General features: G+C 70.6%; 12 protein-coding genes and 1 tRNA gene. 6 read left to right on the top strand and 7 right to left on the bottom strand.

Features of this window, described 5'->3' with window-relative positions:
- Nucleotides 1-9: 9 nt before the first annotated feature.
- Both LE548_RS24475 and LE548_RS24470 read right to left on the bottom strand, forming a co-directional pair.
- Nucleotides 10-2,538 carry an ABC transporter permease gene (locus LE548_RS24475; protein ID WP_225099098.1) on the bottom strand — a complete coding sequence of 843 codons (2,529 nt, stop codon included), beginning with the start codon at nt 2,536-2,538 and terminating at the stop codon, nt 10-12.
- Complete coding sequence (locus tag LE548_RS24470; protein WP_225099097.1) at nt 2,538-3,308, bottom strand: ABC transporter ATP-binding protein; 771 nt, start codon at nt 3,306-3,308, stop codon at nt 2,538-2,540. Before LE548_RS24470 ends, LE548_RS24475 begins: the two co-directional genes overlap by 1 nt.
- Before the next feature lie 425 nt (nt 3,309-3,733).
- Here LE548_RS24470 and LE548_RS24465 point away from each other — a divergent pair.
- The 3 genes from LE548_RS24465 (at nt 3,734) to LE548_RS24455 (ending at nt 6,180) form a co-directional block, all read left to right on the top strand.
- Nucleotides 3,734-3,820, top strand: a tRNA-Leu gene (locus LE548_RS24465).
- A gap of 121 nt (nt 3,821-3,941) precedes the next feature.
- A complete protein-coding gene (locus tag LE548_RS24460) occupies nt 3,942-5,117 on the top strand; it encodes a 4-hydroxybenzoate 3-monooxygenase (RefSeq protein WP_225099096.1) in 1,176 nt (391 codons plus the stop codon).
- A 202-nt stretch (nt 5,118-5,319) separates the two neighbouring features.
- Nucleotides 5,320-6,180, top strand: coding sequence for a Bax inhibitor-1/YccA family protein (locus LE548_RS24455; protein ID WP_225099095.1), 861 nt, complete (start codon nt 5,320-5,322; stop codon nt 6,178-6,180).
- 85 nt (nt 6,181-6,265) lie between these two features.
- Here the strand turns inward: LE548_RS24455 and LE548_RS24450 are convergent, their stop codons facing one another.
- Nucleotides 6,266-6,496: a DUF4287 domain-containing protein gene (locus LE548_RS24450; protein ID WP_020940491.1), complete on the bottom strand. Its 231-nt coding sequence runs from the start codon at nt 6,494-6,496 to the stop codon at nt 6,266-6,268.
- Between the two features lie 99 nt (nt 6,497-6,595).
- On the opposite strand from LE548_RS24450, the gene LE548_RS24445 reads away from it, so the two are divergent.
- A complete protein-coding gene (locus LE548_RS24445; RefSeq protein ID WP_225099094.1) occupies nt 6,596-6,907 on the top strand; it encodes a hypothetical protein in 312 nt (103 codons plus the stop codon).
- A 7-nt stretch (nt 6,908-6,914) separates the two neighbouring features.
- On the opposite strand, the gene LE548_RS24440 is transcribed toward LE548_RS24445, so the two are convergent.
- The 3 genes from LE548_RS24440 to LE548_RS24430 all read right to left on the bottom strand — a co-directional run bounded on the left by LE548_RS24440 (nt 6,915) and on the right by LE548_RS24430 (nt 10,362).
- Nucleotides 6,915-7,697: a hypothetical protein gene (locus LE548_RS24440; protein ID WP_225099093.1), complete on the bottom strand. Its 783-nt coding sequence runs from the start codon at nt 7,695-7,697 to the stop codon at nt 6,915-6,917.
- Between the two features lie 283 nt (nt 7,698-7,980).
- Nucleotides 7,981-9,198: an acetyl-CoA C-acetyltransferase gene (locus tag LE548_RS24435; RefSeq protein ID WP_225099092.1), complete on the bottom strand. Its 1,218-nt coding sequence runs from the start codon at nt 9,196-9,198 to the stop codon at nt 7,981-7,983.
- A gap of 144 nt (nt 9,199-9,342) precedes the next feature.
- A complete protein-coding gene (locus tag LE548_RS24430; RefSeq protein WP_225099091.1) occupies nt 9,343-10,362 on the bottom strand; it encodes an SGNH/GDSL hydrolase family protein in 1,020 nt (339 codons plus the stop codon).
- 163 nt (nt 10,363-10,525) lie between these two features.
- On the opposite strand from LE548_RS24430, the gene LE548_RS24425 reads away from it, so the two are divergent.
- Nucleotides 10,526-11,917: a cystathionine beta-synthase gene (locus tag LE548_RS24425; RefSeq protein WP_225099090.1), complete on the top strand. Its 1,392-nt coding sequence runs from the start codon at nt 10,526-10,528 to the stop codon at nt 11,915-11,917.
- Nucleotides 11,918-12,283: 366 nt separating this feature from the next.
- On the opposite strand, the gene LE548_RS24420 is transcribed toward LE548_RS24425, so the two are convergent.
- Nucleotides 12,284-13,132 carry a helix-turn-helix transcriptional regulator gene (locus LE548_RS24420; RefSeq protein WP_225099089.1) on the bottom strand — a complete coding sequence of 283 codons (849 nt, stop codon included), beginning with the start codon at nt 13,130-13,132 and terminating at the stop codon, nt 12,284-12,286.
- A gap of 148 nt (nt 13,133-13,280) precedes the next feature.
- Between LE548_RS24420 and LE548_RS24415 the strand changes: the two genes are divergently transcribed.
- Nucleotides 13,281-14,042, top strand: a complete 762-nt coding sequence (locus LE548_RS24415) for an SDR family oxidoreductase (protein WP_225099088.1) — start codon at nt 13,281-13,283, stop codon at nt 14,040-14,042.
- Nucleotides 14,043-14,050: the final 8 nt, after the last annotated feature.

Here is a 14,050-nt window from a genome sequence, read left to right as displayed (position 1 = left end):
GCCGTACGGCTACTCGGCCTTGATCGCCGTCAGCATGTTCAGCCTGGCCGCGCGCCGGGCCGGCCACAGGGCGGCCAGGACGCCGACCGCGCCCGCCAGCAGCAGGAAGACCGCCATCCGGCCCCAGGGCAGGACCAGTTCGTACGTCGGCATCTTCGTGCCCAGCAGCTGCCCGGCCGCCCAGCCGAAGAACACGCCCAGGCCGACGCCGAGCACGCCGCCGAACAGGGAGATCACCAGGGACTCCAGCCGGACCATCCGCTTGACCGCCTTGCGGTCCAGGCCGATCGCGCGGAGCATGCCGATCTCCTGGGAGCGCTCGAAGACCGACATGGCCAGGGTGTTGATGACTCCGAGGACCGCGACGATCACCGCCATGCCGAGCAGGCCGTAGAGCATGTTCAGCATCGTCGTGAACAGCTGGGCGATGTCATTGGAGATGTCCTTCTTGTCCTGGATCTTGATCGCCGGGTTGGTGCCGAGGACCTTCGCCAGCCGGTCCTTCGTCGCGCTGGAGGCGCCGTCCGCCGTCTTGACCATGACCTGCATGTCGGCCGGGTCCTTCAGATGCGGGGTGAGGACCTTGTTGTCGAGCATGATCCCGTTGATCATCTGGTTGCCCTCGTAGATGCCGGCGACCGTGAGCGTACGGGCCTTGCCGTCCTCGAAGTGCGCGGTGACGTGCGAACCGGGCGTCCAGCCGTACGACGTGGCCAGCTTCTTGTCGACGACGATCTGCGAGCCGCCCACCGTGAAGGAACCGTCGTCCACCTTCAGGTCCGTCAGCTTGCCGATGGACGCGCCGTCGACGCCGGTCAGGTACTCGGTCTTGCCGTCGATGCGGGACACGGCGTTGCGCAGCGGGCTGCTCGCGGTGACACCGTCCGCCGCGGCGAGCTTCGTCGCCACCTCCGGGGAGAGCGGGGAGCGGTTGGCCATCGAGACGACGTAGTCCGCGCGGATCGCCGAGGACGCCATCTTGTCGATCGCCGTCTGCAGGCTGCCCGCCATCACCGTCATGCCGGTGATCAGGGTCAGGCCGATCATCAGCGCGGAGGCGGTGGCCGCCGTACGGCGCGGGTTGCGCACCGAGTTCTGCCGGGCCAGCTTGCCCGAGACACCGAAGACACGCAGCACCGGGGCGGCGGCCGCGATCAGCGGGCGGGACAGCAGCGGGGTCAGGATGAACACGCCGATGATGAGCAGCACGGCGCCGATGCCCATCGGGGCCTGGGCGGAGTCGGTGCTCATCGTCGTGGCCGCGAGGACCACCGCGATGCCGGCCCCCGCGAACAGCGCGCCGAACGTGTTGCGCAGCACCAGCGACTTGGTGGTGGCCTTGGCATGCACGCTGCTCATCGCCGCCACCGGCGGGATCTTCGCGGCGCGGCGGCCGGGCAGCCAGGCGGCCAGCATGGTGATGAGGATGCCGACCGCGAGGGCGGACATGACGGTGCCGGGGGTGATCACCAGCGGCCCGTCGGGCACGCTCGCGCCGAAGGAGCCGAGCAGCGAACGCAGTCCGGCGCCGATGCCGACACCGGCGGCGAGCCCGGCCACACCGGCGACCGCGCCGACCGCGAACGCCTCGATCAGCACCGAGCGGGTGACCTGGCGGCGGGAGGCGCCGACCGCGCGCAGCAGGGCCAGTTCGCGGGTGCGCTGGGCGACCAGCATGGTGAAGGTGTTGGCGATGATGAACGTGCCGACGAACAGCGCGATACCGGCGAACACCAGCAGTGCCTGCTTCAGGCCGCTCATCGAGTCGGCGATCTGCTTCGCCTGGTCGTCGGCGAGCTGCTTGCCGGTGGTGGTCTCCACCAGGTGCGTGGGCAGGGCCTTGTCCAGCTCGGCCTTCAGCGCGGACTGGCTGGTGCCGGGCGCGGCCTTGACGTCGATCTCGTCGTACGTGCCCTTCTTGCCGAACAACGCCTGCGCGGTCGGGGTGTCGAAGAGTACGAGGCTGCCGCCCGCGGCGACATTGCCGTCGTCGGTGGTGAAGACGCCCGCGACGGTCGGGGTGAGGACCGGGCCGTCGACGGAGAGCCGTACGGTGTCGCCGGCCTTGTAGCCGGTGCGCTCGGCGGTCCTGGAGTCGATCAGCACCTCGCCCCTGCCGTGCGGGGCGTGACCGCTGACCAGCGGGTAGCGGGCGTCCTTGGTGCCCCAGTAGTTGCCGCCGGCGGACTGCCAGTCGCCGCCGGCCAGCTTGCCGTCCTTGCCGGCGAGCGCGGTGAAGCCGCCGACGACACCGGTCGCGGAGGCGGCGCCCGGGACCTTGGCGGCCTTGTCCAGCGTGGCCTGGGTCAGCTCGGGCGTCCGGCCGACCTGGTCGCCCTTGGAGTCCTGGTACTTGGGCTGAACGGCGACGTCGACCTGGTCGAAGCCCTTGGCGGAGCTCTTCTGGTAGGCGTCGGAGACGGTGTTGGTGAAGACGAGCGTCCCGGACACGAACGCCACGCCGAGCATGACGGCGAGCACGGTCATCAGGAGCCGGGCCTTGTGCGCGAGGACGTTGCGCAGGGCGGTGCGGAACATCAGGAGGTCCGGCCCTTCGCGTCGAACTGCTTCATCGTGTCGAGGACGGCGTCGGCGGTCGGGCCGTAGATCTCGTCCACGATCCGGCCGTCGGCCAGGAAGACCACGCGGTCGGCGTAAGCGGCGGCGACCGGGTCGTGGGTCACCATGACGACGGTCTGGCCCAGTTCGCGCACGGAGTTGCGCAGGAAGCCCAGCACCTCGGCGCCGGAGCGCGAGTCGAGGTTTCCGGTCGGCTCGTCGCCGAAGATGATGTCCGGCTTGGAGGCGAGGGCGCGGGCGACCGCCACGCGCTGCTGCTGGCCGCCGGAGAGCTGGGAGGGCCGGTGGCTGAGCCGCCCGGACAGTCCGACCATCTGGATGACCTGATCCAGCCACTGCTTGTCGGCCTTCCGGCCCGCGATGTCCATCGGGAGGGTGATGTTCTCCAGCGCGGTCAGCGTCGGCAGCAGGTTGAAGGCCTGGAAGATGAAGCCGATCTTGTCCCGGCGGAGCTTGGTGAGCTGCTTGTCCTTCAGGGAGCCCAGCTCGGTGTCACCGATCCTGACGGACCCCGAGGAGAAGGTGTCCAGGCCGGCCACGCAGTGCATCAGCGTGGACTTGCCGGAACCGGACGGGCCCATGATCGCGGTGAACTCGGCCTGCCGGAAGTCGACCGAGACCCGGTCCAGGGCGACCACCCGGGTCTCACCCTGTCCGTAGATCTTCGACAACTCCGTGGCGCGTGCGGCCACGGCGGTGGTCCGGCCGGCGGTGGGTGTGGTGGTCACGGGAGGGTGCTCCTGTCGGGGGGTGACGTGTGTTCCTGGGGACCGCTCCATCGTCTCGGCGGGAAGGGCGCGTGAAGTCAGTCGCTGTTCCGGTTCCGGAGGGCGACTCGGGTCGGACGGGAGGCCGCCGTGTCATACCTGGGGAGGACCGCCGACCCTGAGGGCCGGGCGGTGAAGACCATGTCGAACGTTGTCGAACGATGTCGAGAACAGGTGGAACGCCCTCGTTCAGACGGTGAAATTCCGTCATTTCACGTACACGCTTGCCCACCTCGCGTCACGCTGTCTGGCAAGTGCGGATGGCGCGTTCCGCGGGCTGATGAACCCTCAGACGTCAATAAAATAAGACAACATCGGTCCACCCTTCCGCTGTTCGGGGGATGGGTCCCGATAGGCTCGGATCCTCGACGCGGAGCCCATGGCCTGCCCGGATGGTGGAATGCAGACACGGCGAGCTTAAACCTCGCTGCCCCTTCGCGGGCGTGCCGGTTCAAGTCCGGCTCCGGGCACCACCGCGCCTCTCGTTCACCCATTGACATCGGCTACGGCCCGGCGGAGACTCATCGCTCGAAAGTTGGTGAAGAAAATTTCACCAGACGAACAGCAGGCAATATTACGGAAGGGGCGGAGCCGATGCGCACCACCGTCGGGATCATCGGAGCGGGTCCGGCCGGGCTCCTGCTCGCACGGCTGCTGCACCGCGCCGGCATCGACTCGGTCGTCCTGGAGGCCCACGACCGCGCCTACGTCGAACACCGCCAGCGCGCCGGGATCCTGGAACAGGGGACCGTGGACGTGCTGCGCGCGGCGGGCGCCGGGGAGCGGATGGACCGGGAGGGGCTGCGCCACGACGGCATCGAGCTGCGCTTCGACCGCACCCGCCACCGCGTGGACTTCCCCGGCCTCACCGGCGGACGGTCCGTGATGGTGTACGCCCAGACCGAGGTGTGCAAGGACCTCATCGCCCTCCAGCTGAAGGAGGGCGGACCGCTGCTGTTCGAGGCGGAGGCGCTCGCCGTCGAGGGCGCCGAGAGCGACAGCCCGCGGGTGCGGTTCCGCCGCGAGGGGCGCGAGGAGGTGCTGGAGTGTCAGTACGTCGTCGGGTGCGACGGCTTCTGGGGTGTCTCGCGCAAGGCGGTGCCCGAGTCCCTCTCCCGGGTGCACGAGCGGACGTACCCCTATGCCTGGCTCGGCATCCTCGCCGACGTCGCGCCCTCGCACGACGAACTCGTCTACGCCCGCCACGACCGCGGCTTCGCTCTGCTGTCGATGCGCTCGCCGTCCGTGTCCCGTCTCTACCTCCAGGTGCCGGCGGGCGCGGAGGCGGGGGAGTGGACCGACGAGGAGATCTGGTCGGAACTCGACCGGCGCTTCGAGACGGACGACGGCTGGCGGCTGGAGCGCGGGCCGATCACCCAGAAGTCGGTCACGCCCATGCGCTCCTTCGTCCACGAACCGATGCGCCACGGCCGGCTCTTCCTCGCCGGCGACGCGGCCCACATCGTCCCGCCGACCGGCGCCAAGGGCCTGAACCTCGCCGTCGGCGACGTCGTCACCTTCGCCCGCGCGCTCGTCCACGAGCGGGAGACCGGCTCCCCGGACCTCCTCGACGCCTACTCGGCGACCTGTCTGCGCCGGGTGTGGCAGGCCGAGCGGTTCTCCTACGACATGACGACCCTGCTGCACACCGCCCCCGACGCCACCCCCTTCGACGCCCGCCTCCAGCTGGCCCGGCTGGAGCGGATCGCCTCCTCGCGCGCGGCCGAGACCGATCTGGCCGAGGCGTACACGGGGTTCCCGCTCGGGTAGGTCGGCCGTTCGAGCGATTTTCTCTCGGTTCGGTAGCAGCTTCGTCATGGAACGCGATCACCCATGGCCGGGAATCGCCCGCACGCGTAGCGTGTTGGGCAGCACGGCAGGGGAAAGATCCTCCTCAAGTATCATGGTCGACCCTTTGCCAATCCATTACTCTTTGAGCCAAGGCTGCGCACGGCAGCCATGGAGGAGTGAAATGAGGAGCAGCAACCCGGTCTTCTCGCGACGGGGGTTCAGCCGCGACAACGGCTACGCCGGCTTCAACACCGCACCGCAGGCCGGGTACGCACAGGGCAACCCGTACGCGCAGAACCCGTACGCGCAGAACCCCTACGCTCAGGCGGACCTCCAGTACGGCGCGCCGCCCCAGGCACCGGTCACCACCGACCGGATGACGATGGACGACGTCGTCGTCCGCTCGGCCATGACGCTCGGCACGGTCGCCCTCGGCGCCGTCCTCGCCTGGGCGCTGCTGCCGGTCTCGGCGACGAGCTACGGCCTGGCCGTCGGCTCCGCGCTGGTCGCGTTCGTCCTGGCGATGGTCCAGAGCTTCAAGCGCACCCCGTCGCCCGCCCTGATCCTGGGGTACGCCGCGTTCGAGGGCGTCTTCCTCGGCGTCATCAGCGAGATGTACAACAGCCGCTGGAGCGGCGCCCCGTTCCAGGCGGTGCTCGGCACCATGGCGGTCGCCGGCGCGACCCTGCTCGTCTACAAGGCGGGCTGGATCCGCGTCACCGCCCGCTACGCCCGGATGGGCCTCGCCATCGCGATGGCCTTCATGGTCGTCATGGCGGTCAACCTGCTGCTGGTCGTCTTCGGCGTCGCCGAGAACGGCGGTCTGCGCAGCTTCGGCCCGCTCGGCGCCCTGGTCGGCATCGTCGCCGTTCTCATCGGCGCGTTCTTCCTCACGCTGGACTTCAAGCAGATCGAGGACGGCATCGCCTACGGCGCCCCGCGGAACGAGTCCTGGCTCGCCGCGTTCGGTCTCACCATGACCCTGGTGTGGATCTACGTCGAGATGCTGCGGCTGGTGGCCATCTTCACCAACAACGACTAGCCGGCACGCTCGCCGGCCGGCAGCCGGCAGCCGGCCGGCGAGCGTGCGAAGGGCCCCGGGTTCCGACCCGGGGCCCTTTCGCGTCTCAGAGCAGCTTGCGGGCCGCCCTCCTCAAGTCGTACTCGTGCACGATCGCCTTCGCGTGGCCGTACGCGAGGTCGTACTCGTGCCTGAGCCAGCTGACCTTCTCCTCGAAGCGGAACAGTGCGGGGCCTTCTTCGACGGTGCGCAGCCAGTCGGAGACTTCACGACCGGTGCAGTGGGGGATGCGGGCGAGCAGATTGCGATGGGTCTCCTCGGAGAAGAGCTGGGACATCGGCGCCTCCGAACGCAAAGGGGATGTAAGCCGGTCCTTCACGTCACCGTGCCTGAGCGTTCGCGTATTGGCAACAGTCCGGCACGTTACGCTCGGCGCGTGGTTGATACGACGCCCTTGACGCAAGCAGTGGATCACTTCGCCGACAGGCTGCGCGCGGCGCCGCAGAGCAGACTTCAGCGGGGGGCCGCGGCCGAGGCGCTGGCGCTGGCCCGGGAGTTGGCCCGGTGGGCTCAGCGCGTCGAGGACCCCGGGGCCGAGCCCCGGGAGATGCCGGACGCGGGGATGTTCGCCGCCGCTGATCAGATCCTCGTGGCCGCACACGATTTGGAGGTGGTGCTGCGGAGCGAGGAGCAGGTCGCCGAAGCGGTGCGGCTGGTGGAGGAGGCGCGGCAGCGGGCCGGCGTCTGAGGAACCCCTACAGGGACGCTATGACCCGGTCCGCCAGGATGTAGACCATCTCCTCGCCGAACGCGAAGGTGAGGGTGTAGGCGCCGGAGATGCCCGAGCCGCCGAGGAGGTACGGGGTCTCGCCCGACGCCACCGCCGCGGCCAGGCGTTCGGCGGTCTCGCGGTGGCCCGGGGTCATGCACAGGGTGGTGCCGTCGGCGAAGACGTAGACGTCGAGGGTGCCGAGCGGGCCCGGACGGACGTCGGCCAGTTCGACACGGTCGGCGGCGAGCTGCTCCAGCGTGGTCACCGTACGCTCGTGGTCGTTCACGGCCGGCGACTGCACCGGGACGAAGTCGGGGTGCGAGGGGTGCCGGCGGCGGGCCGCGGCCAGTTCCGGGGACTCCCCGGCGAACTCGTCGGCCTCGGTGGTCGGCTCGGACACCGGCTCCAGGCCGGCGAAGTCGCTCTGCCGGGGCAGGAAGATCTCGGTGTCGGTCAGGCCGAGCAGAGAGGGCGCGTCGGAGGCGTCACGGGCCTCCTGTGCGGCCCAGAAGGCGCGCGCCTCGGCCAGCTCACGCTCCCGCTCCTCGGCGAGCGCCTCGGCCACGGCCGCGCGTATCTGGTCGGCGTCGGCGTGAGTGCGGGCGCTGGGCAGCAGGGCGCGGGTGGTGGCCGCCTGGTCCTCGGCGAGCCGGTGCTGCAGCTCGGTGAGCTGGCGGCGCAGCTTCACGACGGTGCGCAGGACGGCGACGCCCACGGCGCCGGTGGCGGCCGTGGTGAGCAGCAGGGCGATGGGCATGGCGCTCACTGACGTACTCCCGGTTCAAAGTCGACCCCCGACTTCCTACATCAGCTTGAAGGGTGGACTATCCAGCTGTCAGTGCGTAACGTCACGAAACGGACAGGTCTTTGGTCTCGTGGATTCTTCGAGCGGCGCGCTGACCCACGTTGACCTGCACTGTTGTGGTGCGCGAGCGAGATAGGTCACATCCTGGGGGAGATTGGATCACGAAAAGGCCCAGAACCGTGGAGATTCCTGGGTTCTGGGCCGATTCGCGACGTGACGTGCCTGTCCCGCTACGGACGGTGTGTCAGCTGAGGCGCTCGATGACCATCGCCATGCCCTGGCCGCCGCCGACGCACATCGTCTCCAGGCCGAACTGCTTGTCGTGGAACTGCAGGGAGTTGATGAGCGTGCCGGTGATGCGGGCGCCGGTCATGCCGAAGGGGTGGCCCACGGCGATGGCGCCGCCGTTGACGTTCAGCTTGTCGATGTCGATGCCGAGGTCACGGTAGGAGGGGATCACCTGGGCGGCGAAGGCCTCGTTGATCTCGACCAGGTCGATGTCGTCGATGGTGAGGCCCGCGCGCCGCAGCGCCTGGTTGCTGGCCTCGACCGGGCCGAGGCCCATGATCTCGGGGGACAGGCCCGAGACGCCGGTGGACACGATGCGGGCGAGCGGGGTCAGGCCCAGCTCGCGGGCCTTGGTGTCGGACATGATGACGACGGCGGCGGCGCCGTCGTTGAGCGGGCAGCAGTTGCCGGCGGTGACGAGGCCGTCCGGGCGGAACACCGGCTTCAGGCCCGCCACGCCCTCCAGAGTGACGCCGGCGCGCGGGCCGTCGTCCTTGCTGACGACGGTGCCGTCGGGAAGGGTGACCGGGGTGATCTCGCGCTCCCAGAAGCCGTTCTTGATGGCTTCCTCGGCGAGGTTCTGCGAGCGGACGCCGAACTCGTCCATCTCCTGGCGGGTGATGCCCTTGGCGCGGGCCAGGTTCTCGGCGGTCTGGCCCATCGCGATGTACGGGTCGGGCAGCAGGCCGTCCTCGCGCGGGTCGTGCCAGGTCGTGCCCTCCTGCTGGGCGACGGCCTCGGTGCGGGCCTGCGCCTCGGCGAACAGCGGGTTGTAGGTGCCCGGCATGTCGGAGCTGCCGTGGGCGTAGCGGGAGACCATCTCCACGCCGGCCGAGATGAAGACGTCGCCCTCGCCGGCCTTGATGGCGTGCAGGGCCATGCGGGAGGTCTGGAGGGAGGAGGAGCAGTAGCGGGTGATCGTGCAGCCGGGCAGGTGGTCCATGCCCATCTGTACGGCGACGATACGGCCGAGGTTGTGGCCCTGCTCGCCGCCGGGGAGGCCGCAGCCGAGCATGAGGTCGTCGATGTCCCTGGGGTCCAGCTCGGGGACCTTGGCGAGCGCGGCCTGGATGATCGTGGCGGTCAGGTCGTCGGGGCGCAGGTCCTTCAGGGAGCCCTTGACGGCGCGGCCGATGGGGGAGCGGGCGGTCGAGACGATGACGGCTTCGGGCATCACGGCTCCAGTGGACTGTGTGTGCTTTTCGGGCAGGGCCGCTTGGGAAGTTACCGCTCCGTATGGTCCAGGTCACGGGTGCGGTGGTGTGACACTGGCCGCAATTTACTAAGCGCTTGCTTGGGCCTCCCGCGCGGCAGAGGTTCAGACCGACGGAGTCGCCGGCTCGGCTTCCGGTACCCGGCGCCGGCGCCGCCGCTTGAGCAGCGCCCACGGTCCCCGCGGCCCCGTCGGCATCGCCGCGGTGACCTCCGTGCCCGCCTCCGAGGCGGCCTCCGCCGCGGCCCGGGCCACCGGCAGGAAGCCCTCGCGCCGCATCACGTCCGGCCGTTCCTCCTCCGCCGGCCACAGACCCAGGGCCGCGCAGACCGTCGGCAGCACCGCCATCGCCGCTGTCGCGTAGCCCTCCGCCGAGGGGTGGTAGTTGTCGGGGCCGAAGAGTTCCCGGGGGTTCGCCTCGAACTCCGGGCCCAGCAGGTCGCCCAGGGACACCGTGCGGCCGCCCTGCTCCACCGCCCCGATCGTCTGGGCCGCCGCCAGCTGGCGGGACGCCCGCCGGGCCAGCCAGCGCAACGGCTGCTGCACCGGCTCGATCGTGCCGAGGTCGGGGCAGGTGCCGACCACCACCTCCGCGCCGGCCGTGCGCAGCCGTCGTACCGCCGACGACAGGTGCCGTACCGAACGGGTCGGCGGCATCCGGTGCGTCACGTCGTTCGCGCCGATCATGATCACGCAGATGTCCGGGACGGGAGCGGCGGCCGACAGCACCAGCGCCACCTGCCGGTCCAGGTCGTCCGACCGGGCCCCGGGCAGCGCGACGTTACGGAGCTCCACCGGGCGTTCCGCCACCGCCGCCAGCCCCGACGCCAGCAGCGCCCCCGGGGTCTGGCCCGCCCGGTGCACGCCCTGCCCGGCCGCCGTCGAGTCGCCGAGCATGACCAGACGCAGGGGCGGTTCGCCGGGCACGGCGTAGGTGAGGCCGTACATGCCGTCGGCGACCGGGACCCGGCCGCCGCTGCCGTTGCCCACATGGCGCCGGGCCAGCCGTACCTCCGCCAGCAGCAGACCGACGGCGGCCGCTCCGGCCAGGCCGACCCCGCCACCGCCGTACGCCGCTCCGGCCGCGATGCGCCGGGCCACCCGCGCCCTCGACATGTTCGTCATGCGTCGCCGCCACCTCCTCGTAGCCGTACAACCACTCCTTGCCCCGTACAGCCCGTGCGCCAATCTCGACGGGGAGTGAACGGCCACCACGTCCCACTCGTGGGCCGTAGGCTGACTTGACCACTACGACCACTGCTTTTGTGCACAGCAACCGGAGACAACGGTGCAATTCCACGACTCGATGATCAGCCTCGTCGGCAACACCCCGCTGGTGCGGCTCAACAACGTGACCAAGGGCATCCAGGCGACCGTCCTTGCCAAGGTCGAGTACTTCAACCCCGGCGGCTCCGTGAAGGACCGCATCGCCCTGCGCATGATCGAGGCCGCCGAGCAGAGCGGGGAGCTGAAGCCGGGCGGCACCATCGTGGAGCCGACCAGCGGGAACACCGGTGTGGGGCTCGCGATCGTCGCTCAGCAGAAGGGGTACAAGTGCATCTTCGTGTGCCCCGACAAGGTGAGCACCGACAAGATCAACGTGCTGCGCGCGTACGGCGCGGAGGTCGTGGTCTGCCCGACCGCCGTGGATCCCGAGCACCCCGACTCGTACTACAACGTCTCGGACCGGCTCGTCCGCGAGACCCCGGGCGCCTGGAAGCCTGACCAGTACTCCAACCCCAACAACCCGCTCTCCCACTATCACTCGACCGGCCCCGAGCTGTGGGAGCAGACGGAGGGGAAGATCACGCACTTCGTGGCGGGCGTGGGCACGGGCGGGACGATCTCCGGCACCGGCCGGTATCTGAAGGACGCCAGCGACGGCAAGGTCAAGGTCATCGGCGCCGACCCGGAGGGCTCCGTCTACTCCGGCGGCTCCGGGCGGCCGTATCTCGTCGAGGGCGTGGGTGAGGACTTCTGGCCGACCGCCTACGACCGCACCGTCGCCGACGAGATCGTCGCCGTCTCCGACAAGGACTCCTTCCAGATGACCCGCCGCCTGGCCAAGGAGGAGGGCCTGCTGGTGGGCGGCTCCTGCGGGATGGCCGTCGTGGCCGCGCTGCGGGTCGCCGAGCGGCTCGGCCCGGACGACGTGGTGGTCGTGCTGCTGCCGGACAGCGGGCGCGGGTACCTCTCGAAGATCTTCAACGACGAGTGGATGGCCGACTACGGCTTCCTGGAGGACGAGGGCCCGAGCGCCCGCGTCGCCGACGTCCTGAACCACAAGGCGGGCGGCACCATCCCCTCCCTGGTGCACATGCACCCCGAGGAGACCGTCGGCCAGGCCATCGAGGTGCTGCGCGAGTACGGCGTCTCGCAGATGCCGGTCGTCAAGCCGGGCGCCGGCCACCCCGACGTGATGGCCGCCGAGGTCGTCGGCTCGGTCGTGGAACGGGAGCTGCTGGACGCCCTGTTCTCCAAGCGCGCCTCCCTGGAGGACCCGCTGGAGAAGCACATGTCCGCCCCGCTGCCCCAGGTCGGCTCCGGCGAGCCCGTCGGCGACCTGATGTCCGTGCTCGGCTCGGCCGACGCGGCGATCGTCCTCGTCGAGGGCAAGCCGACCGGCGTGGTCAGCCGGCAGGACCTGCTGGCGTTCCTCGCCAAGGGCGGCAAGCAGTAGCCGAACGGGGGGTGAACTGCCGGTTTCGGTGTGGCACTTGTGGGTGGTCCGCCGGTCGGGCGGTCTTCCCGGAAGTGGTACGAGCGTGTCACGTCCACGCAGCACACGCTTAACACGGGTCCGGCACATTAGTGGGTGTCGGCAGGGCGGGAGCGGCTCCCCGCCCCGGCCGACGCCGAACGGCGCCAAGGACCTCCGGAGCGGCTCCCGGACCTCCATGGACGCCACGGACGCGCAGCCCGGCCCTGACCCGGCCCGCGTCCCTCGCGGGGACCGCCGTCGTCCCGCCCCCCGGCAACGGGGGTGCGGCGGTCCCCGCGAAAGCTTTCTGCACGGCCGTCAGCTTTCTGGAGGGCCGTCAGCTTTCTAGACGGTCGTCCAACTCCCCAGCAGCGCCAGCCGCTCCGCCGTCTCCGACCCCTTCTCCGGGGTGTACACCACGATCGTCTGCTCCGGGTCGTGTCCGACCGTCAGCGTCTCGTACGGCAGGGTCAGCAGGCCCGCCACCGGGTGCCGGACCTTCTTCACGCCGTACGCGCACTCCCTGACCTCGTGGTCCGCCCACAGCCGGCGGAAGTCCTCGCTCTTCAGGGAGAGTTCGCCGACGAGCGCGCACAGCTCGGGGTCGTCGGCGTACTTCCCGGCGGCCAGGCGCAGGTTGGCCACCGTCGTCGCGGCCACCGCGGACCACTCGGGGTACAGGTCACGGGCGGCCGGGTTCAGGAAGACCTGCCGGGGCATGTTCCGCTCGGCCGGGGACATACGGCTGAAGCCGTTCACCGCGTCGCCGAGCGCGTTCCACGCGAGCACGTCCATCCGGCGGCCCAGCACGAACGCCGGGCTGTGCTCCATGCCGTCGAGCAGCGTCTGCACGCCGGGGCGCACGCGGGGCGCGGGCTGCCGCCGGGGCTGTCCGCCCTGGCGCCGGTGCCGCGGGCGGGCCACCGTCCGCAGATGGGCGTGCTCGGTCTCGTCCAGCCGCAGCACCCGGGCGATCGCGTCCAGCACCGCGTCACTGACGCTCGGGCCGCGCCCCTGCTCCAGCCGGATGTAGTAGTCGACGCTCACGCCCGCGAGCTGGGCCACTTCCTCGCGGCGCAGGCCCGGTACGCGGCGCCGCCCATGGCCGGGCAGCCCCACCTCCTCGGGCTGGATCCGTGCACGTCGTGAGCGCAGGAAGTCGCCGACTTCCCCTTCCAGCCAGTCCCCGTCCATGGGGTCGATCGTAGGGGAGGGGCCGCGGCCGAACCTGGTACTGGCAGACCCAGGAAAAGCGCATCCCTGGGTACGGCCGCCGGATCCGGCGAGGGTGGTGTCAGCCGCCGGGGAGCAGCCCCGGCGCCCACATCCAGGGGGAACACCCATGTCGTACCCGAACCTGTCCGGCCGCACCGCCGTCGTCACCGGCGCCGCCAGCGGCATCGGCGAGGCGCTCGCGGTGCAGCTCGCCGCCGAGGGCGCCCGTGTGGCGCTGCTGGCCCGGCGCGCCGACCGGCTTCAGGCGCTGGTGGAGAAGATCCGGGCCGACGGGGGCGAGGCGCTCGCCGTGGCCGCCGACGTCACCGACGACGCGTCCGTGGCGGCCGCCCGCGACCTGGTGCACGACACGTTCGGCGCCGTCGACCTGGTCGTGAACAACGCCGGCGTCATGCTCCCGAACCCGATCGCCGACGGCCGCATCGACGAGTGGCAGCGCATGCTCGACACCAACGTCACCGGAGTGCTGCGGGTCATCCGTGCCTTCGGCGCCGACCTGGTGGGCGCGGCCGACGAGGGGCGCACCGCCGACCTGGTGAACATCTCCTCCATCGGTGCCCACATCCCCTACCCCAACTACGCGGTGTACGGCGCCACGAAGGCCGCCGTCACCTATCTCTCGCAGTCCCTGCGCACCGAGTTCGGCCCGCGGGACGTGCGGGTCACGAACATCGAGCCGGGGCTGACGCAGACCGAGCTGGCCGCGCATATCGACAGCGCGGAGCTGTCCGGGCAGCTGGACGGCATGTTCGAGGCGATCGGCAGCCTGTCGGCGGCGGAGGTCGCGGACGTCGTCGCCTACGCCACCAGCCGGCCCCGGCACGTCAACCTGCGCCAGATCATGGTGCTGCCGACCCGGCAGGCGTGAGGGGCGTA

Origin of the sequence: Streptomyces sp. CoH27 (assembly GCF_020181035.1) — a bacterium.
GTDB lineage: Bacteria > Actinomycetota > Actinomycetes > Streptomycetales > Streptomycetaceae > Streptomyces > Streptomyces camelliae.
The sequence above is the reverse complement of the archived record's forward strand: the minus strand, read 5'-3'. Positions and strand labels throughout refer to the sequence as shown.

Excerpts from the sequence above, each read along its gene's own strand:
- LE548_RS24475 (WP_225099098.1), bottom strand. The coding sequence starts at position 2,538 with ATGTTCCGCACCGCCCTGCGCAACGTCCTCGCGCACAAGGCCCGGCTC.
- LE548_RS24460 (WP_225099096.1), top strand. The coding sequence starts at position 3,942 with ATGCGCACCACCGTCGGGATCATCGGAGCGGGTCCGGCCGGGCTCCTG.
- LE548_RS24455 (WP_225099095.1), top strand. The coding sequence starts at position 5,320 with ATGAGGAGCAGCAACCCGGTCTTCTCGCGACGGGGGTTCAGCCGCGAC.
- LE548_RS24450 (WP_020940491.1), bottom strand. The coding sequence starts at position 6,496 with ATGTCCCAGCTCTTCTCCGAGGAGACCCATCGCAATCTGCTCGCCCGC.
- LE548_RS24435 (WP_225099092.1), bottom strand. The coding sequence starts at position 9,198 with ATGCCCGAAGCCGTCATCGTCTCGACCGCCCGCTCCCCCATCGGCCGC.
- LE548_RS24430 (WP_225099091.1), bottom strand. The coding sequence starts at position 10,362 with ATGACGAACATGTCGAGGGCGCGGGTGGCCCGGCGCATCGCGGCCGGA.
- LE548_RS24420 (WP_225099089.1), bottom strand. The coding sequence starts at position 13,132 with ATGGACGGGGACTGGCTGGAAGGGGAAGTCGGCGACTTCCTGCGCTCA.
- LE548_RS24415 (WP_225099088.1), top strand. The coding sequence starts at position 13,281 with ATGTCGTACCCGAACCTGTCCGGCCGCACCGCCGTCGTCACCGGCGCC.